Annotated in this window: 20 protein-coding genes; 3 read left to right on the forward strand and 17 right to left on the reverse strand. The window is 37.9% G+C overall.

Annotated features, from left to right (window positions below):
- Positions 1-85: 85 nt before the first annotated feature.
- The 3 genes from rpsB to IGK03_RS09640 all read right to left on the reverse strand — a co-directional run bounded on the left by rpsB (position 86) and on the right by IGK03_RS09640 (position 2,288).
- Positions 86-871: a 30S ribosomal protein S2 gene (gene rpsB, locus IGK03_RS09630; RefSeq protein WP_002356759.1), complete on the reverse strand. Its 786-nt coding sequence runs from the start codon at positions 869-871 to the stop codon at positions 86-88.
- Positions 872-1,054: 183 nt separating this feature from the next.
- Positions 1,055-1,492 carry a GNAT family N-acetyltransferase gene (locus IGK03_RS09635; RefSeq protein WP_010712668.1) on the reverse strand — a complete coding sequence of 146 codons (438 nt, stop codon included), beginning with the start codon at positions 1,490-1,492 and terminating at the stop codon, positions 1,055-1,057.
- Between the two features lie 19 nt (positions 1,493-1,511).
- Positions 1,512-2,288 (reverse strand): TrmH family RNA methyltransferase, encoded by a 777-nt coding sequence (locus IGK03_RS09640; protein WP_033625079.1) that lies wholly within the window; start codon positions 2,286-2,288, stop codon positions 1,512-1,514.
- A 106-nt stretch (positions 2,289-2,394) separates the two neighbouring features.
- Between IGK03_RS09640 and IGK03_RS09645 the strand changes: the two genes are divergently transcribed.
- Both IGK03_RS09645 and yidC read left to right on the forward strand, forming a co-directional pair.
- The gene (locus IGK03_RS09645) at positions 2,395-2,670 is read left to right on the forward strand and encodes an acylphosphatase (protein ID WP_010706543.1); all 276 of its coding nucleotides are present in this window, start codon (positions 2,395-2,397) and stop codon (positions 2,668-2,670) included.
- 166 nt (positions 2,671-2,836) lie between these two features.
- Complete coding sequence (gene yidC / locus IGK03_RS09650) at positions 2,837-3,769, forward strand: membrane protein insertase YidC (protein ID WP_010776001.1); 933 nt, start codon at positions 2,837-2,839, stop codon at positions 3,767-3,769.
- A gap of 33 nt (positions 3,770-3,802) precedes the next feature.
- On the opposite strand, the gene IGK03_RS09655 is transcribed toward yidC, so the two are convergent.
- The 12 genes from IGK03_RS09655 to IGK03_RS09710 all read right to left on the reverse strand — a co-directional run bounded on the left by IGK03_RS09655 (position 3,803) and on the right by IGK03_RS09710 (position 14,928).
- Positions 3,803-3,994 carry a DNA-directed RNA polymerase subunit alpha C-terminal domain-containing protein gene (locus IGK03_RS09655; protein WP_002356753.1) on the reverse strand — a complete coding sequence of 64 codons (192 nt, stop codon included), beginning with the start codon at positions 3,992-3,994 and terminating at the stop codon, positions 3,803-3,805.
- Positions 3,995-4,033: 39 nt separating this feature from the next.
- Positions 4,034-6,118: a glycine--tRNA ligase subunit beta gene (gene glyS / locus IGK03_RS09660; protein WP_010823845.1), complete on the reverse strand. Its 2,085-nt coding sequence runs from the start codon at positions 6,116-6,118 to the stop codon at positions 4,034-4,036.
- 1 nt (position 6,119) lies between these two features.
- A complete protein-coding gene (glyQ, locus tag IGK03_RS09665) occupies positions 6,120-7,028 on the reverse strand; it encodes a glycine--tRNA ligase subunit alpha (RefSeq protein WP_002379669.1) in 909 nt (302 codons plus the stop codon).
- Between the two features lie 601 nt (positions 7,029-7,629).
- Positions 7,630-8,424, reverse strand: coding sequence for a DNA repair protein RecO (recO, locus tag IGK03_RS09670; RefSeq protein WP_010713216.1), 795 nt, complete (start codon positions 8,422-8,424; stop codon positions 7,630-7,632).
- A gap of 82 nt (positions 8,425-8,506) precedes the next feature.
- Entirely contained in the window at positions 8,507-9,409 is a 903-nt protein-coding gene (era, locus tag IGK03_RS09675) for a GTPase Era (RefSeq protein WP_002359745.1), read from the reverse strand.
- A gap of 13 nt (positions 9,410-9,422) precedes the next feature.
- Positions 9,423-9,824: a diacylglycerol kinase family protein gene (locus tag IGK03_RS09680; RefSeq protein ID WP_002382764.1), complete on the reverse strand. Its 402-nt coding sequence runs from the start codon at positions 9,822-9,824 to the stop codon at positions 9,423-9,425.
- A complete protein-coding gene (gene ybeY, locus IGK03_RS09685; protein WP_002356745.1) occupies positions 9,808-10,287 on the reverse strand; it encodes an rRNA maturation RNase YbeY in 480 nt (159 codons plus the stop codon). The genes IGK03_RS09680 and ybeY overlap by 17 nt, the downstream gene beginning before the upstream one ends.
- Positions 10,287-12,485, reverse strand: a complete 2,199-nt coding sequence (locus IGK03_RS09690) for an HD family phosphohydrolase (RefSeq protein WP_002382763.1) — start codon at positions 12,483-12,485, stop codon at positions 10,287-10,289. Before IGK03_RS09690 ends, ybeY begins: the two co-directional genes overlap by 1 nt.
- A gap of 28 nt (positions 12,486-12,513) precedes the next feature.
- Positions 12,514-13,428, reverse strand: coding sequence for a PhoH family protein (locus tag IGK03_RS09695; protein WP_373409089.1), 915 nt, complete (start codon positions 13,426-13,428; stop codon positions 12,514-12,516).
- Between the two features lie 242 nt (positions 13,429-13,670).
- Positions 13,671-14,120, reverse strand: a complete 450-nt coding sequence (locus tag IGK03_RS09700) for a GatB/YqeY domain-containing protein (protein WP_002356741.1) — start codon at positions 14,118-14,120, stop codon at positions 13,671-13,673.
- 25 nt (positions 14,121-14,145) lie between these two features.
- Positions 14,146-14,322 carry a 30S ribosomal protein S21 gene (rpsU, locus tag IGK03_RS09705; RefSeq protein ID WP_002356740.1) on the reverse strand — a complete coding sequence of 59 codons (177 nt, stop codon included), beginning with the start codon at positions 14,320-14,322 and terminating at the stop codon, positions 14,146-14,148.
- Positions 14,323-14,487: 165 nt separating this feature from the next.
- Positions 14,488-14,928 (reverse strand): Fur family transcriptional regulator, encoded by a 441-nt coding sequence (locus IGK03_RS09710; RefSeq protein WP_002387080.1) that lies wholly within the window; start codon positions 14,926-14,928, stop codon positions 14,488-14,490.
- A 98-nt stretch (positions 14,929-15,026) separates the two neighbouring features.
- Between IGK03_RS09710 and IGK03_RS09715 the strand changes: the two genes are divergently transcribed.
- Positions 15,027-15,884 (forward strand): pyruvate, water dikinase regulatory protein, encoded by an 858-nt coding sequence (locus IGK03_RS09715; RefSeq protein ID WP_002389973.1) that lies wholly within the window; start codon positions 15,027-15,029, stop codon positions 15,882-15,884.
- 42 nt (positions 15,885-15,926) lie between these two features.
- Here IGK03_RS09715 and thrB read toward each other — a convergent pair whose 3' ends face one another.
- On the reverse strand, positions 15,927-16,790 hold the full coding sequence (gene thrB / locus IGK03_RS09720; RefSeq protein WP_010709745.1) for a homoserine kinase: 864 nt from the start codon (positions 16,788-16,790) through the stop codon (positions 15,927-15,929).
- Positions 16,787-17,842, reverse strand: coding sequence for a threonine synthase (gene thrC / locus IGK03_RS09725; RefSeq protein WP_002368976.1), 1,056 nt, complete (start codon positions 17,840-17,842; stop codon positions 16,787-16,789). The genes thrB and thrC overlap by 4 nt, the downstream gene beginning before the upstream one ends.

The following is a 17,842-nucleotide window of genomic DNA, read 5'->3' on the forward strand; positions in this document are numbered from 1 at the left end:
ATTATCAATTCTTTTTAAAAAAGCTATCTCAAAGGAGAATCAGGCTTTTTGTCGCCTAGCCTTTGAGACAGCTCCGTAATCATTATTATTCAGCTGATTCGTTATTTCCTTCAACAACATCAACGATTTCTTCGATTGAAGTTGCTTCTGGTGTTTCTTCAACGAATAACTCTTCAGTTGCTTGGTCTTCCCCTTGGTTACCTTCGATGAAAGCGTCAGCCATTTTAGCAGTGATTAATTTCACGGCGCGGATTGCATCATCATTTGAAGGGATTACAACATCGATCTCATCAGGATCACAGTTTGTATCAACCATTGCAACGATTGGAATGTTTAATTTGTGTGCTTCTTGAACAGCAATGCGTTCTTTACGTGGGTCAACGATGTACATTACATCTGGAATTCTTGGCATATCAGCGATACCACCTAAGAATTTTTCTAAACGTTCACGTTCTTTGTTTAAGCCAGCAACTTCTTTCTTAGGTAAAACTTCGAAAGTGCCGTCTTCTTCCATTGCATTGATTTTTTTCAAGCGAGCAATACGTTTTTGGATTGTATCCCAGTTAGTTAACGTACCACCTAACCAACGATGGTTTACATAGTATTGACCAGCGCGGATTGCTTCATCTTTGATTGCTTCTTGTGCTTGTTTTTTAGTTCCTACGAATAAAGCAACGCCGCCTTCTTCTGCAACGTTTTTCATGTAATCGTAAGCTGCATCTACTAATTTCACTGTTTTTTGTAAGTCAATGATGTAGATACCGTTTCTTTCTGTGAAGATATATTTCTTCATTTTTGGGTTCCAGCGACGAGTTTGGTGACCAAAGTGTACGCCGGCTTCTAGTAATTGTTTCATAGAAATTACTGCCATGTTGTGTTTCCTCCAGTTTGGTTTTTATTTTCCTCTTCTTTTCGTCAACTCCTTGAAGAACTACCGTAGTAGCACCACTTCGCAGATGGAAAAGAATGTGGATTTCGTGTGTGAAAATCACACCTTTAACAGTATAAGATATTTTCAGAAAAATAGCAAGCCTTAAAACTAGAAATGTCGCTCCTACTGCGCTTGCCAAACAAGATGACATTCTTCGTTTCCCGTTTCATCGATGGTTCGCTTTTGTTGGACAAAGCCTTGTTTTTGATAAAAGGCGTAAGCTGCTTGATTTTCCCTGTAAACAGCCAAAGATAAGATGTCCTGTTCTTCTTTTGCTACTTGCAGTAATTTCTGACCGATGCCCTTCCCTTGAAACGCTTTTTTTATAAAAATTCCTGCGATATAGTTATCCATTAAGCCTAAAAACCCAATTATCTGACCCTCTTCTTCCGCTAAGATCAGTGTTGCTTTTGGCAACGCAGCGCGGACAAATGCCTTATTTTCTTGCCAATAAGTTGGTGCGACAAATGGATGAGCTTCTAGATTCGTTTGCAGCCAAATAGCCATAATGGTTTCTAATTCTTTTTCTGTTAACTGGGTTGTCTTTTTGATAGTCAGCATTTTTTGACACTCGTTTCTGTTATTGATTATTTTCAAAATAAAACATTAACACGCCTGCTGCGATAGCGACATTCAATGATTCCGCTTGACCTTTCATTGGAATATAAAGATTTTTCGTGGTTTCTGCTAACAATTCTGGCGAAACCCCGCTACCTTCATTGCCTAAAATCAACGCATAATTTTCCACTGCCTCTTGTTCATAATAAGCAATCGCAGCTTCATTTAGTTCTGTACCGAAAACTGGTAGACCTTGCTTCTTGAATGCCTGAACCACTTCAGTCAACTCTCGTTGAAGAACTGGTAAATGATAGTGGCTTCCCTGCATTGAGCGCAACACTTTTGTATTGTAAATATCTGCTGTGCCCTTACCTAAAATCACGCCTGCTAAACCCGCTGCATCAGCTGTGCGAATCATCGTACCAACATTACCAGGGTCTTGGATATTATCTAAAAGTAACCAACCACCTTTAAAAGAAAGCGACTGCTCTTGTTGCGTTTCCAAGGTGACAATTGCCAAAATTCCTTGTGAAGTTGGCAGCTCCGACAAACTATTTAAAACCTCATCACTTACAAAAATTAATTTTTCTGTTTCTTGTTCAGCTAACCAAGTTCCCCATTCTTGTTGACCTCTTTGGTTAAACAAAATCCACTGGACATCGGCATTGGCGTTCACAGCTTCTTCAACTAAATGAAATCCTTCTATTATATATTGGTTCAGTTCTTCTCGGTACTTCTTTTTGTGTAATTTTTTCCATTCTTTTAATTGGTTATTTTTCGTTGATGTAATTTCTTTCATAAGTCACCTCGCCTTTGTATTATAGCATGCTTCTAGCTTGCTTGGATACTTGCTAGAACCAAGAAAAATCGCTATCATAAAGAAAAAAGCAAAGGAAGTGTCTCTCATGGAAAAACTAAGAATGAATGTACAAGGGCGTGTCCAAGGTGTTGGCTTCCGCTACATGACCAAAATGGTGGCAGATCAATTAGGTGTCACTGGTTCAGTGAGGAACGAAGACGACGGGTCCGTTTCAATTACAGCAATTGCACCCGAAGACATAATGGAAACATTTATCAAAAAAATCAAAGATTCCCCCAGTCCAGCGGGACGTGTAACGTATGTTGATATTCAAGAAGACCCTTTGTTAGAAGAAACGGAACAATTTAAAGTGATTCAATAAACTTACTTTCTAACGATTGATTTCTTTGGGAAGAAGCCTTGAACAGCAAGTAGTTCCTGCTTTTTATTGATTTTTGTAAGAGCTTCTTTTCGATTTTGATTGAAAAAGAGCGCTGTTTCAAGTATAGTTAACCATGTAAAAATTTTTTAGAAAAGGACCGAATTACATGCGTAAATTAAACCGATGGCTTTACGGCTCTGGCTTACTATTTTTAGTAATGTTTTTATCAGGCTGTGTGAAAACAGGAGCAGATGGACAACCAACTGGTGAAGGTTTTGTCTATAACTTCCTTGTTTTACCGATGAGTAATGCAATTACTTATCTTGTCGATAACTTTAATTGGAACTATGGTTGGGCGATTATTTTTATCACCATTATTGTACGGATCATTATTTTACCGTTAGGCTTACATCAATCGAAAAAAAGCTTTATCCAAACGGAAAAAATGCAAGCAATCAAACCCCAAGTGGATGTTGCACAAGCAAAAATGAAACAAGCAAGTACGCGTGAAGAACAAATGGCCGCACAAGCAGAACTACAAAAGATTTATAAAGAAAACAATGTGAGTATGGTTGGCGGAATTGGTTGTTTGCCTTTATTAATTCAAATGCCTATTTTCTCATCTCTGTTCTTTGCTGCTCGTTATACAAAAGGTATTGCCACAGCAAGCTTCTTAGGAATGAATTTAGGGCAACCAAATATGATTTTAGTGGCATTAGCTGGTTTAGCCTATTTAGCTCAAGGCTATATTTCAATGATTGGTATTCCTGAAGAACAAAAGAAAACAATGAAATCAATGCTGATTGTTTCACCATTAATGATTGTTTTCATGTCCTTTAGCTCACCTGCAGGCGTAGCGCTTTACTGGGTAGTTGGTGGTATTTTCACATGTATTCAATCTGCCATCACAAATATCCTCTTACGTCCAAGAATTAAAAAACAAGTACAAGAAGAATTGAAAAATAACCCACCAAAACAAGTGGTTACTCCTATCAAGGATGTGACACCAAAAGAAACAAACAAAGTAACGCAAAAAGCGAACCAACCAAAAGCAAACGGCAATAAAGGTCGCAATGCTGGAAAACAAAAACGTAAATAAAAAAAGGATCGCCTCTAAACGGCGATCCTTTTTTTATTTCAATTCTTTCCCAGTCATCTCTTCAATAGTTCGAATAGACTTTGGACCAAAGCCATGCAACGAAAGTAACGCTTTTCGGCCTCGTGCGTAGAGTTCATCCACACTGTCGATTTTTTCATTCGTTAGCGCACGAACAGCTGGCTTTGATAATTGTGTTAAAATTTGTTCAAATGTTGTTTCTAGCATGCTGTCGGTTCCTCCTTAGCGGTCGAAAAACAGCGCTTTTTATTTTACAATTAATAAGTCTAAGCTAGCAATTGATAACGCCATTTTAGCAATTTGCATTAATTGTTTTAATCGGTTTTGTTTGACTTTTTCATCCTCAACCATAACCATCGTTTCATTGAAGTACGCATCAATTAACGGACGTAGATTTACTAGTGCTTCATAGTTTTCTGCAATCGTGCGTGTCGCAAATGCTTCAGATAAATCGTTAACCGCTTGATACAGTTCTTTTTCTGCCTTATTTTCAAACAGACTTGGATCAATCCCTTCTTCAGTATCACCTAAAAGTTCTTGACCTTTTTTCGCTAAATTAATAACACGCGTTAAGGCTTCCATTGATGGTTTAAAATCTTGATCTTCAAAACGGCTTTTTAAAATATTTGCTGAAGCAAATAATTTCGATAAATCGGCTTGCTCAGCAGACACCACTGCATCGATAATGTCATGGCGAACATTTTTCGTCATTAATAATTGACGTAAGCGAGCTTTCACAAATTCAACGACTTCTGCTTGTCCTTCGTTTAGTAAAACGCCATATTTCTCAACATCTTGATTCACTGCTTCATCAACTTCTGTTTGTAATTGGACTAATGGGAAGGTCCAGCCTTTATCTTCAATAATTCGGATAACGCCATAGGTTTGACGACGAAGTGCATAAGGATCGTTAGAACCTGTTGGAATCATACCAACTGAGAAGAATGAAAAGACGCTGTCAAGCTTATCGGCTAAGGCCAAAACAGCCCCGATTGCTGTTTCTGGCAATTCACCTTCACTGGAAGTTGGTAGATAATGTTCTCGAATCGCCGTTGCTACGGCTGGTTTTTCGCCTTGTAATAAGGCATATTTTTCTCCCATAATTCCTTGTAATTCTGGGAATTCACCAACCATATTTGTTACTAAGTCAAATTTATAAATTTCAGAGGCACGTTTTAAATCTTCCAATTCCTCCTCAGATAAGCCAACTTTTCGACCAATGATTTGTGCAATCAAAGCAACCCGTTGCATTTTTTCATAAATTGAGCCAATCTTTTCATGGAAAGTCACATTTTTTAGTTTTTCAACACATGCTTCAATCGTTAATTTTTTATCTTCATTGTAAAAGAATTCTGCATCTTCTAAACGAGCAATTAACACTTTTTCATTTCCTTTAATCACGTTTTCAAGGTGAACATTATCCCCATTGCGAACAGCGATAAAATGCGGCATTAATAAGCCTTGGTCGTTACGAACTTCAAAGTAACGTTGGTGTTCTTTCATAGAAGTCACTAATACTTCATCTGGAACAGATAAATATTTTTCATCAAAACTGCCTACAAATGCAGTTGGATATTCCACTAAATTCGTAACTTCTTCCAATAACTCTTCATCTAAAGCTAACTGCCAATTTTTTTCTGCAGCGAGTGCGTTCGCTTGATCAACAATCATTTGTTTCCGTTCATTCGGTTGAACCACTACAAATTGTTCTTTTAATTTTGTTTCATATTCATTAGCATGTTGGAACGTCACATCGTCTCCCAAGAAACGGTGGCCACGAGAAGTTTGCCCTGTCGTCACGTCTAACACTTTGAAAGGAATTACTTCATCATCAAGTAGTGCCACAATCCAATGAATTGGACGAATATATTCGAAATCATAGTTTGACCAGTGCATTGTTACCGGGAAAGTTAGACTTGTAATCACGTCATTTAATTTTGTTAATACCTCTTTGGCACTTTGGCCTTTGGTAAACTTCGTCACATAGACATATTCGACACCATTTAATTCTTTGAAAACAATGTCCTCAGTTGTAACTCCTTGGCCGCGTACAAAACCTTGTGCAGCTTTTGACCAATTTCCTTCAGCATCTAAAGCAATTTTTTTCGCTGGACCTTTTACTTCTTCTTCAACATCCGCTTGTTTTTCAGGAATCGCAGTTACTTTCACGGCTAAACGGCGAGGTGTGGCAAAGGATTGCACTGTTTCATAGTCTAAATGATGTTCATCTAAAAATTTGATTACTTTTTCTTCAAGTTGGATACGGCTTGGTGTGACAACATGTGCGGGCATTTCTTCTAAGCCAATTTCTAATAATAAATCTTTTGCCATGTTATTCTGCCTCCTTGGATACACTTTGATCTTTATTTAATAATGGGAACCCTAATTTTTCACGTTCAGCCACAAAAATTTTCGCTACGGAACGAGCCATATTCCGAATGCGGGCTAAATATCCTGCACGTTCCGTTACAGAGACAGCGCCGCGAGCATCTAATAAATTGAATGTATGGCTACATTTTAAAATATAATCATAGGCTGGATGAACTAAGCTTTCTTCAATACAGCGTTTAGCTTCTTTTTCAAATTTGTCAAAGTTTTCTAAAAGCATTTCTTGGTTACTAATTTCAAAGGAATATTTTGAATGTTCATATTCAGGTTGCACAAAAATTTCACCATATTTAACGCCTTGTGTCCATTCTAAATCATAGACACTTTCGACTTCTTGGATATATGATGCCAAGCGTTCTAACCCGTAAGTAATTTCAGAAGTGACAGGATGACATTGTAAGCCGCCAACTTGTTGGAAATACGTAAATTGGGTAATTTCCATGCCATCTAACCAAACTTCCCAACCTAAACCAGCACAGCCCATTGAAGGATTTTCCCAGTTATCTTCTACAAAACGAATGTCATGTTCTAATGGATCAATTCCTAATAATTTTAAACTTTCTAGATAAAGTTCTTGGATATTTTCAGGAGAAGGCTTCATTACAACTTGGAATTGATGATGTTGGTATAGACGGTTTGGATTTTCGCCATAGCGTCCATCAGCTGGACGACGAGAAGGTTCTACGTAGGCAGCATTCCATGGTTCAGGTCCAATGGCACGTAAAAACGTGTAAGGACTCATGGTGCCGGCTCCCTTTTCTGTATCATAGGCTTGCATTAACATACAGCCATTAGATGACCAAAATTTTTGCAAGGTTAAAATCATTTCTTGTACGGTTAACTTGTTTTTCATTGTTTTCCTCCTTGGAATATTTTTTATAGACATAGGGATTGGCTTTGCTTCGGGAATGTAAATTTAAAAAGGGCTACAGAGAAACAATTTTGTAGAATGAGATAATTTTTATGCTGTTATAACGTTCCACATCTACTCCATGTTTTTGGCTAAGCAGTTTGTTTTAACACAGAGGAGACAACGTTCCCTTTGGTCACCTTGTGCTGTTCATCATCTACTCCATGTTTTTGGCTAAGCAGTTTGTTTTAACATAGAGGAGACAACGTTCCCTTTGGTCACCTTGTACTGTTCATCATCTACTCTGTCGCATTTGCGCCAATCGTAGTGATTCACAGCAAAAAGTCCCCATGCCTATTAATAGACATAGGGACGAATAATTATCGCGGTTCCACCCTACTTCCGATGTGTTCATCGGCAGCTTCGTTTGTCGTACTCCAAAGTGCCTTTCAAAAGTTCCGTGTTTCTGGCTCCCACTCTCCCAGATTCGCTTAACAGAGGGTTCTTTTTACTTCTCTTTTTCTTCGTACGTATTTAACTTCTCTATCATAATACGGTGTCTGAGGGAAGTTGTCAAATTTTTTTTAGAAAAACGTCTGCTTGTTTATGTTTCTTTTTCTTCCTTCTTTCGTGGTGGAATTTTTAACGTATTTTCCCACGTTTTCATTTGATCAATAAATTTTTTGCTTTTTAAGTGCAACCCGACATATTCATCGTATAACATATCAATCGTTTCTCGAATACTTTTCTTAGTTTCTTCTTTTACTTGAATGTTTTGGACTTTTTCATAGGAGACTTGCGAAAATAAGCGAATAAAATGAATTGCTCTAGGATCTGCATGGTAGCGCTGTTCATCTAAATGCCAATGTTTTTCACAAAGCACACCGCTATATTTTGAGGAATAATCAAATTTCCCTTGTGTTTCGCCACAAGCCACACAATGATGCCATTCTGGTCGTACACCAAACCGTTCTAACAATTGAATTTCAAAAATATTTGTAATGATTTCCGGATCTTTTTGCTCATTTAAAGCGGATAATGCCATGTGGGTAAATTGAAATAAGTTCGGATCATAGTGCTGATCTTCAATTGCTGCATCGACTAAGTTTAAAATATATGTTCCATATGCGTTAATAAATATATCTTGTTGAATGTTTCGAAAAGGTTGAACTCCTTTGCTGCTATTGAGAAAAGATAAGCCTTCTTCTCTAAAGTTTCCGATGTAGACGGCTTCTGTAAATGGCAGAATCGCTGGCAAAAGAGGATTATTTTTTCGATGCGCGCCTTTCACAAAAAACATCAATTTTCCATAGGATTCTGTAAAAATTTTGACGAGTTTATCCTTCTCTTTAAAATCCTTCGTAAATAAAATAATGCCTTTGGTCTCCCCTAATGCCATTCAATTCACTTCCATTTCTTATGTAAATTAGTGTAGTGTTTGGAAAGTTCGTTTATACACTCGCTTCCCAAACACTACTTTCTTAATATTCTTCTTTGCGATAACCAAAATCTTGTAAATAGATTTTTTTGTCACGCCAGTCTTTTTGGACTTTTACCCAAAGCTCCAAATACACTTTGTCATCTAATAAATATTCAATATCTTGACGCGCCTTGGTACCAATTTGTTTCAGCATTTTTCCGCCTTTGCCAATAATGATACCTTTTTGACTGTCCCGTTCCACAATAATGGTTGCTTGGACATGGACTTTATCGTTTTCATCCCGTTTCATTGAGTCCACAACGACAGCGACAGAATGAGGAATCTCATCTCTTGTTAAAAGTAACACTTTTTCACGAATTAATTCGGAAACGATAAAATATTCTGGATGATCCGTAATTTGGTCATCAGGGAAATATTGTGGTCCTTCTGGCATTTGCTCAACGAGAACATCCATCAAATGCTCAAAATTATTTCCTTCAGTGGCAGAAATGGGAATAATTTCTTTAAAGTCCATTTGTTTCGAATAGTCTTCAATAATACTCAATAAATCATCTGGATGGACTTTGTCAATTTTATTAATAATCAAGTAGACTGGACTATTATTATTTTTCAATCGTTCAATAATAAAGTCGTCACCTTTCCCGCGTTTTTGATCAGCACTTACCATAAATAAAGTAGCATCTACTTCACGCATCGCATTGTAGGCACTTTCCACCATGAAATCGCCTAAGCGGTGTTTAGGTTTATGAATCCCTGGAGTATCGATAAAAACAATTTGTGCTTCAGGAATTGTATAAATTCCTTGAATCTTATTACGAGTTGTTTGTGCTTTGTCACTCATAATTGCAATTTTTTGGCCGACAATTCGATTTAACAATGTTGATTTTCCAACATTTGGTCTGCCGACAATGGCTACGAAACCAGATTTATGTTCAGTTGTCATTGTATTACTCCTCTTATTTCCACATTTGAATGATTTGTAAAATTTTTGGTACAAATAGAATTAGTCCTACTAGCACTGCGAAACCGGCTGTTAATAAAACAGCTCCTGCGGCCATGTCTTTAACTTTTTTTCCGATTGGATGAAAGTGAAAATCCGTAAACATATCTACGACATTTTCAAAAATTGTGTTGATAATTTCTGCCAACCAGACGAGAAAAACGGCCAATAACAACCACAGCCATTCAGCAAGTGTTAAGGAAAACAAGAAACCAAACACAATGGCAGTGACACCAAACGCCACATGTTTGCGCATATTACGTTCTTCTCGAAAAACTGTTTTGATTCCTTGCCAGGCAAATTCTAATGAATTAATAAAATGTTTATTTTTTCCTGTTTGCTCATCTTTTAAGGCCATACGCATCTAAAATCTCTTTCTGTAAACCAAACATTTCTTTTTCATCTTCAGGTTCCATATGATCGTACCCATTCAAATGTAAAAAGCCATGTACTGCCAAAAAGCCCATTTCTCGCTCCAATGTGTGCCCATATTCAACTGCTTGTTCTGCTGCTCGCTCTGTTGAAATAATTAAATCACCTAGATTCCGTGGTAGCTCTGCCAACTCTTCATCATCAAAAATAATTGGCAATTCGTCTTCCCCTTCATCCTCTAAAGCAAAACTGATGACATCTGTAGGCATATCTTTGCCCCGATAGTCACGATTAATCACTTGGATACCTGCGTTATCTGTAAAAGTCACCGACATCTCCGTATCTTCGGCAATTTCTAGAAAACCCGCTGCAAATTGCAGCAAGTTTTCGATTTCTTTGATTTCTTCTGTTGGTACTTTCTCGGTTTCATCAATGAAAGTAATATCCATTAGTCATCTCTCTTTTCTTGTTCATCTTTCATTTCTTCTGCTTCAGCTTTCATTTTTGGATACTTAATCCGTGAATGGAAGGTACTGCATAATCCATTAATTAATGATTTTTCAATGATGCGAATCTCTTTCATCGTTAACCCGCATTCATCTAATTGGCCATCTGAAATTCTATCTTGAATCACATTATGCACAAAGGCTTGAATTTTTTCGTTGGTGGGATGATCCATCGCCCGCACAGCAGCCTCACAAGTATCAGCAATACTCACAATCCCTGCTTCTCGTGTTTGCGGACGTGGTCCAGGATAACGGAAGTCTGATTCTTTAATTTCAGGATTGCGTTCTTTTGCTTTCACATAGAAAAATTTCATCAATGTTGTGCCATGATGTTGACGACAAATGTCAATCACCATTTGCGGCATATTGTACTCTTCTAAAATTTTGGCGCCATCAATTACGTGGCCAAAAATAATTTGTTTACTATCTTCTGGTAATAAAAAGTTATGTGGATTTTCTGCACCAGCAGGTAAGTTTTCCACAAAGAAATTGGCGTGTTTAATTTTGCCAATGTCATGGTAATAACAAGCAACTCGTGTTAATAGCGACCGCCCGCCAATCTCAGCAACAGCGTTAGCGCTCAAACTAGCCACCATCATGCTATGATGATAGGTACCTGGCGCTTCTTCTAACAGTTGTTTTAACAACGGATGGTTCGGATTACTTAATTCATTCAAGACAATCATACTATCATCAGTCACTAATAATTCGATATATGGATGCAAGCCCATTGTTGCTAAAAATGAAAGTACCGTTCCTGCACCTGCACAAATTAAAGCTGTCCACGTTTTACCATCTGTTAAACTCATTCCTTGATAAATCATTAAGACAACCGCCATGAAAACAGGAAAGACCACTACCCACATTAAAGCTGGGAAAACTTGCTCACTCATCCGTTTCCGTTTAACAACTGTTGCTAGAAATCCTGAGAATAAGTACATAATCAGAATAACCGTCAACGAGTTTGTGCCAATAGAATTATAAAAGATAAATAACGCAAAAACGACTTGGAAAATGGCAGCGATTATCCCTGAACGACGATTTACAAAATGATTTAGAATCAGCGGCGCAAAGGCTGCCGGATAGAACAAGGGAATATACATCAACTGCTCTGTTTGGAAAATCTGGAAGAATTTCATTAAAATAACACTGATTAGCATAGCACCCGTGTAAAAGATAATAAACGAGCGTTGTCGTGAAGGCTCAGTCACTTGTTTTGTAAAGAAAATCAACACTTCAACTTGAAGTAAAATAGCTAATGCTAATGCCACCATTGGAAAAATAGAGGTATTTTGACTAGTCATTCCTAGTAGCTCAAGTTTTTCGACCGCTTTTGCATCAATTTGAGTACCTTCACGAACAATAATTTCGCCTTGATAAATCATTGCGGGTTGGACAGCATTCATCGCTTTTTGGCGTAGCTCTTCTGTTCGTTTTTCATTGGCAATATCGTTTACCACAATCCCTTGGTTAACAATGTAACGAATGACTTGTTGCATGGTACTCGTAATATCTAAGTATTGAATTTTACCGTTAGCTTCTTGGCGAATTTTATCTAAATCAGATTCTCGAACGTGATTTTGCATTGCGTCGTCCACCAACATCAAACTTTCTGAACGAACCTTATCCAATTGCTCAGAGGTTAATGTAAAGATTGTTTGATAAAAAACATTAGGAAAACTTTGATAAAACGTAACTTCATCTTGCGGTAAAGATTCAAACAATGACTTTAAGCTAGCTACTCGTTCTTCCACGGTCGGCGCAGGAATCGTTTCTTCCTTTTTGGCCTTCGCTTGCTTATTGCTGTACTCTTTGTCTACTTTTTCATTCGCAGAATCAATCAATTTAAATAATTTATCAATACGATTATGTTGGACAGATGCCGTATCTTCTTGATAAATATATTCGGGTGTGACAGCTTCTGCTGCCAATTTTTTTCTTTGTTCTGTTTCGTAGGTATTCTCGATATTTTTATTTGCACGAATGGTTTTCTCGGCCAGTTGACCTTCTTTAATTTCTACTCTTTTCTGATGGACACTGCCAAACATAATCATAAATAAAAGAAGAGAAAAAACGGCTAATAAAATAGGTAAATAGGCTTTACCTAAACGATCCCCTAACTTTGTAAGTACTTTTTTCAAAAGGTACTTTCACTCCTTCCCTAACTGCTTAGGAATGCTTTTGTTGTTCCTTTTCATAGGCTTGAATAATTTGTGCTACAACCGGATGACGCACAACGTCACTGGCTTCAAAATTTACAAAGGCAATTTTTTCAATGTCTTTTAACGTACGCTCGGCGTTAACTAAACCACTTGTTACACCACGTGGCAAGTCAATCTGACTAGTATCTCCATTAACAATCATTTTTGAACTAAACCCTAAACGAGTTAAAAACATTTTCATTTGGGCAACCGTGGTATTTTGTGCTTCATCTAGAATGACAAAAGCATCATCCAATGTACGACCACGCATATAAGCAAGCGGGGCAATTTCAATAACGCCGCGTTCCATTAAACGATTTGTATGATCCATACCAAAAATTTGATACAAGGCATCGTAAACTGGACGTAAATAAGGATCGACTTTTTCTTTTAAGTCACCTGGTAAAAAGCCCAAGCTTTCGCCAGCTTCCACCGCTGGACGAGTTAAAATAATTTTTTGTACTTCGCCTTTTTTTAAGGCTGCTACTGCCATCACCACGGCCAAAAAGGTTTTTCCTGTCCCCGCAGGTCCCACCCCGAAAATGACGTCATGAGTTTTAACTGCATCGATATATTTTTTTTGACCAACATTCTTAATTCGGATCGCCCGACCATGATGGTCCTTCATAATTTCTTCTTCATACATGGCAATAAACGCCTCTAAATTTCCAGCTTTGGCCATTTTAAAAGCAGAAACGACATCTGGCGTATGCACTTTGATGCCTCGTTGAATTAATGTTTGTAGCGCTCTTAACACGGAAGCGACTAACTCTACCTCTGATGATTCGCCAATTAACTGAATAACTTCGCCACGACTATTAATCGTTACGTGGGTATTCTCTTCTAAAAATTTGATATGTTTATCATGTGTTCCTAAAAGCATGTGTGCATCATCAGAATCAGTAAGTATTAATTCCAAAGATTTTGACTGATTATCTGTCAAAAAACGTCCATCTCCTTTATTATATAGTCCTTTACAATGATACCACATTCTTATCTGTTTAAAAAGAAGTCGTACCTGATTTGACTTTGAAAGTCAAAAAAGAGAAAACCGTAAAAAGCTACCGGTTTTCTCTTTGCATAAAAAAACTAGGACAGTATCCTGTCCTAGTTTCGATAACGCTCTTAGTTTTCTTGTAATAATTCTTTCACAATTGCGTTAACTTGGTTGCCATCGGCTTTGCCTTTGACTTTCGGCATCATAGCGCCCATCACTTTACCAAAATCTTTTGGTGAAGTGGCGCCAGTTTGCGTCATTACCTCTTGAACTAGTTGACGAATTTCTTCCTCCGTTAGTTGTTGAGGCATATATTTTTCAACAATTGCTATTTCAACTTTTACTTTTTCAACAAGATCGTCGCGTCCCGCCTTTTCAAACTCTGATAAAGAATCTTTTCTCTGTTTCATCTCACGAGACAATACAGTGAGTTCTTCTTCTCCGTTCAATTCACGGCCCGCTTTAATCTGATCATTTTGAATGGCAGTCTTTAACATACGAAGTACGGCTAAAGTTTCTTTGTCTTTAGCTTTCATCGCTGTTTTAATGTCGTCATTCAATGTGGTTAGCAATGACATACCACCAACTCCAATTCATTCAAAACTAGAATTTTTTACGTTTTCTAGCTGCTTCAGATTTTTTCTTACGCTTTACACTTGGTTTTTCGTAGAATTCACGTTTACGTGATTCTTGTAAAGTACCCGCTTTTGAAACGGAACGTTTGAAGCGACGAAGAGCATCATCAAGAGATTCGTTTTTACGAACGACTGTTTTTGACATGTTATTCCCTCCCTCCGAGCTTAAAAAGTAACCGTTTTTCTTATTTGTGGGAAAAACCCACAAATTAAAATACTGTCCTTGTTATATTATAGCTAAAGCATAAATAACCGTCAACCACTCTACTGATAAAATACGAAATTTTTGTTTGATTTTTCGTCTTATTCGCTATTTTTCGCAACAATCGGCACAACGACCAAGTATTTCAAAGCGATGTCCTTCAATTGAACAACCTTTTAACTGTTCTTCAAAAAAATTCATCGGACACATGTGAATTTCTTCCGTTTTGCCACAAACCGTACAAATAAAGTGATGATGATGTTCCACCTCTTGGCAACAACGGAAGCGAAACTTTTGTTCGCCATTTAATTCTGTTTTTTCCAGCAATTCTAAGCGCTCAAAGTCATGCAAGTTACGATAAACCGTATCATAACTGACTCCTTTAAAGGTTTCATTCATAAATTCATACACTTCACGTGCAGAAACATACCGATTTCGCTTAATCAAATAGCTCATCAGTAATTCTCGTTTTTTAGTATATTTTAATCCACTGGCTTTCATGGTTTCTAAGGCTTGTTCAATATTGGTTTTTACTGGTGCCATCGCCATTTCCTCCCTCACCAACCTAAATCAGAATCATTACGAAATAGATTCTGGACTTATGGTATAATAAAATTATTAAAAATGCAAGAAAGGACTTACCCTCTATGACTATTTCTGAAGAAAAAAAATGTGTGACGATTTTTGTCATCTCAGATTCTGCTGGCGAGACCGCTTCAAAATTGGCGGCTGCTTCAATGGCCCAGTACCCCACTGTTGATTTTACTTTGATTAGACGAACATTCGTTAAAGACGAAGATAAACTGGTGCAAGCGTTAGAAGATGCCAAAAAAGCAGAAGCCATGGTGCTGCATACTATTATTAATGATCATCTCGTGGCGATTGCAAATCAATTTTTCAATGAGCATCAATTGTTCCATTTTGACATTTTGACACCACCAGTTGCGGAAATCGAACGATTAACAGGTGTCGCGCCCATGCGGGAACCAGGTGCCTTACATCATCTGAATGAAAATTATTTTAAACGAATTGAAGCAATGGAATTTGCTGTCAAATATGACGATGGCAAGGACCCACGAGGCTTTTTAGAAGCGGATGTGTTACTTCTTGGCGTTTCCCGAACTTCTAAAACACCGCTAAGTCTCTTTTTAGCCAACAAGAACTTAAAAGTTGCTAATTTGCCACTAATTCCTGAAGCACATTTACCGAAACAATTATTCGAAATGGACCCTAAAAAAATTGTTGGCTTAACCAATGATCCCAATGTTTTAAACGGGATTCGTAAAGAACGAATGCGCGCATATGGATTACCTGAAAATACTTCTTATTCAGATATTGAAAAAATTCGGCGAGAACTGGCTTTTGCTAATGATCTTTATCAAAAATTGGGTTGTATCGTTATTGATGTCGCTTCTCTTTCAATTGAAGAAACTGCCTCAATGATTCTTAATGCTTTGAACTTAGAAGATCATAGTTATTATTCCACGGAAACAGCCGAGGATTAAAAAAAAACGAGAAAAAATCACTAGTGATTTTTTCTCGTTTTTTTAAAAGACTTGAACGCCTTCTTGATCAATATTGAAAATTTGGATGCTCGCTTTGGTAGATAATTTCTCCAAACTTTGAACAATTTCGTTGGTTCGTTCTTCTGGCGACAAGATTAGCACAGTTGGACCAGCACCGCTTAAGAAAGAGCCATAAGCACCTCTTTGCTGGGTTAAACGACGAATTTCTTTTAAGTGAGGAACCAATGAACGACGATACGTTTCATGCCATTTATCTTGTTCCATCATTTTGCCTGCTAAAGGTAAATCCCCGTTTAAAATTGCGGCAATCATAACATTGGCAATTGAGCTGGCCGCGACCGCTTCTTTATAAGCCAATTTTTCGGGCAAAACAGCACGACTTTTTTCGGTAAATAATGGTTCCTCTGGAATAAATGCAATGACATCACACATTGGAAAGTGATGTTTGACATGGTAGACTTGGTTTTCTACATGGCTAGCCACCACGAAATCTCCTAAAATAGCTGGGGCAACATTATCCGGATGTCCTTCCATCTCTGTGGCCAAACGGACTTTTTCTTTAGGGGACAAATTTAAATGTGCTAGTCGGTTAGCTAATTCAATGCCTGCTACAATCACACTTGAGCTACTGCCTAGTCCTCTTGCAAGGGGAATATCAGAAACCATCCGAATAACTTTTGGTGTTAATTCTGGTGCAATTTTCAATGCCGTTTGAATTAATAAATTCTCTTCATTAGTAGGGATTTCTTCTCCCAAAGTATGTTGAATTTCCCAAAATTCACTTTCACCTAAAACGTTGATTGTTAAATAAGCGGATAATGCAATGCCACATGAATCAAAGCCAGGTCCTAAGTTGGCACTAGTGGCAGGTACTCTTATTTTCATAGTGTTGCGACTCCTTTTCGTAAGTGCAGACGCATTTCTTCCACGTCACTCATTTTTGAAATAGTTACTTCTGTCTCCATTGCTGTATCAGGATCTTTCAGTCCGTTACCAGTAAAGACTGCCACGACGGTTTCACCTGCTTTGATTTTACCGCTTTTAACATGTTGAATAACTCCAGCTAATGAGGCAGCCGAACCAGGTTCAATGAAAACCCCATCTTGAGCAGCAATTTTTCGGTAAGCCGTTAAAATTTCTTGATCTGTCACGGCATCAATGAAACCACCCGATTCATCGCGTGCCTGTTCTGCTAATTGCCAACTAGCAGGATTTCCAATCCGGATCGCTGTTGCCACGGTTTCAGGTTGCTCAATCACTTGGCCTTTCACGATCGCTGCGGCACCTTCTGCTTCAAAACCATGCATTCTTGGTAAAGTTGTTCCTTGTTTTTCATGCCATTCTTTAAAGCCTTTCCAGTAAGCGGAAATATTGCCGGCATTTCCAACTGGAATCGCTAAGACATCGGGCGCTTGACCTAATTGTTCACAAACTTCAAAAGCTGCTGTCTTTTGCCCTTCTAAGCGATAAGGATTCACTGAATTAACTAGCGCAACTGCCTCAGTTTTCGCAATCTCTCGCACCGCTTTTAATGCTTCATCAAAGTTACCTGGAATCGAAATAATGTCCGCCCCATACATAATAGCTTGCGCCAATTTTCCCAGTGCGATTTTTCCTTCTGGAATCACTACATACGCTTTAATGCCTGCTCTTGTGGCATAAGCAGCAGCGGCGGCACTAGTATTTCCTGTAGAAGCACAAACAATCGCTTTGGCACCTTCTTCTACCGCTTTTGCTACAGCCATCACCATCCCGCGATCTTTGAATGAGCCAGTGGGATTTAAGCCTTCGTATTTTCCATATAATTGAATACCTAATTCTTTGGATAAATTAGGTAAAGGAATCAGTGGCGTATTTCCTTCGGCTAAAGAAATCATTGGTGTTTTTTCTGTTACGGGCAAATACGCTTGATACTGTTTTAACAAACCTTCATACAT

Source organism: Enterococcus sp. DIV2453a (assembly GCF_050533535.1).
In the GTDB taxonomy this organism is placed as follows: Bacteria; Bacillota; Bacilli; order Lactobacillales; family Enterococcaceae; genus Enterococcus; species Enterococcus faecalis.

Bases quoted from the DNA above. Each gene is read 5' to 3' on its own strand.
- rpsB (WP_002356759.1), bottom strand. From the start codon at position 871: ATGGCAGTAATTTCTATGAAACAATTACTAGAAGCCGGCGTACACTTT.
- IGK03_RS09635 (WP_010712668.1), bottom strand. From the start codon at position 1,492: ATGCTGACTATCAAAAAGACAACCCAGTTAACAGAAAAAGAATTAGAA.
- IGK03_RS09640 (WP_033625079.1), bottom strand. From the start codon at position 2,288: ATGAAAGAAATTACATCAACGAAAAATAACCAATTAAAAGAATGGAAA.
- IGK03_RS09645 (WP_010706543.1), top strand. From the start codon at position 2,395: ATGGAAAAACTAAGAATGAATGTACAAGGGCGTGTCCAAGGTGTTGGC.
- yidC (WP_010776001.1), top strand. From the start codon at position 2,837: ATGCGTAAATTAAACCGATGGCTTTACGGCTCTGGCTTACTATTTTTA.
- IGK03_RS09655 (WP_002356753.1), bottom strand. From the start codon at position 3,994: ATGCTAGAAACAACATTTGAACAAATTTTAACACAATTATCAAAGCCA.
- glyS (WP_010823845.1), bottom strand. From the start codon at position 6,118: ATGGCAAAAGATTTATTATTAGAAATTGGCTTAGAAGAAATGCCCGCA.
- glyQ (WP_002379669.1), bottom strand. From the start codon at position 7,028: ATGAAAAACAAGTTAACCGTACAAGAAATGATTTTAACCTTGCAAAAA.
- recO (WP_010713216.1), bottom strand. From the start codon at position 8,424: ATGGCATTAGGGGAGACCAAAGGCATTATTTTATTTACGAAGGATTTT.
- era (WP_002359745.1), bottom strand. From the start codon at position 9,409: ATGACAACTGAACATAAATCTGGTTTCGTAGCCATTGTCGGCAGACCA.
- IGK03_RS09680 (WP_002382764.1), bottom strand. From the start codon at position 9,824: ATGGCCTTAAAAGATGAGCAAACAGGAAAAAATAAACATTTTATTAAT.
- ybeY (WP_002356745.1), bottom strand. From the start codon at position 10,287: ATGGATATTACTTTCATTGATGAAACCGAGAAAGTACCAACAGAAGAA.
- IGK03_RS09695 (WP_373409089.1), bottom strand. From the start codon at position 13,428: ATGCTTTTAGGAACACATGATAAACATATCAAATTTTTAGAAGAGAAT.
- IGK03_RS09700 (WP_002356741.1), bottom strand. From the start codon at position 14,120: ATGTCATTGCTAACCACATTGAATGACGACATTAAAACAGCGATGAAA.
- rpsU (WP_002356740.1), bottom strand. From the start codon at position 14,322: ATGTCAAAAACAGTCGTTCGTAAAAACGAATCTCTTGATGATGCTCTT.
- IGK03_RS09710 (WP_002387080.1), bottom strand. From the start codon at position 14,928: ATGGCGATGGCACCAGTAAAAACCAATATTGAACAAGCCTTAGAAACC.
- IGK03_RS09715 (WP_002389973.1), top strand. From the start codon at position 15,027: ATGACTATTTCTGAAGAAAAAAAATGTGTGACGATTTTTGTCATCTCA.
- thrB (WP_010709745.1), bottom strand. From the start codon at position 16,790: ATGAAAATAAGAGTACCTGCCACTAGTGCCAACTTAGGACCTGGCTTT.
- thrC (WP_002368976.1), bottom strand. From the start codon at position 17,842: ATGTATGAAGGTTTGTTAAAACAGTATCAAGCGTATTTGCCCGTAACA.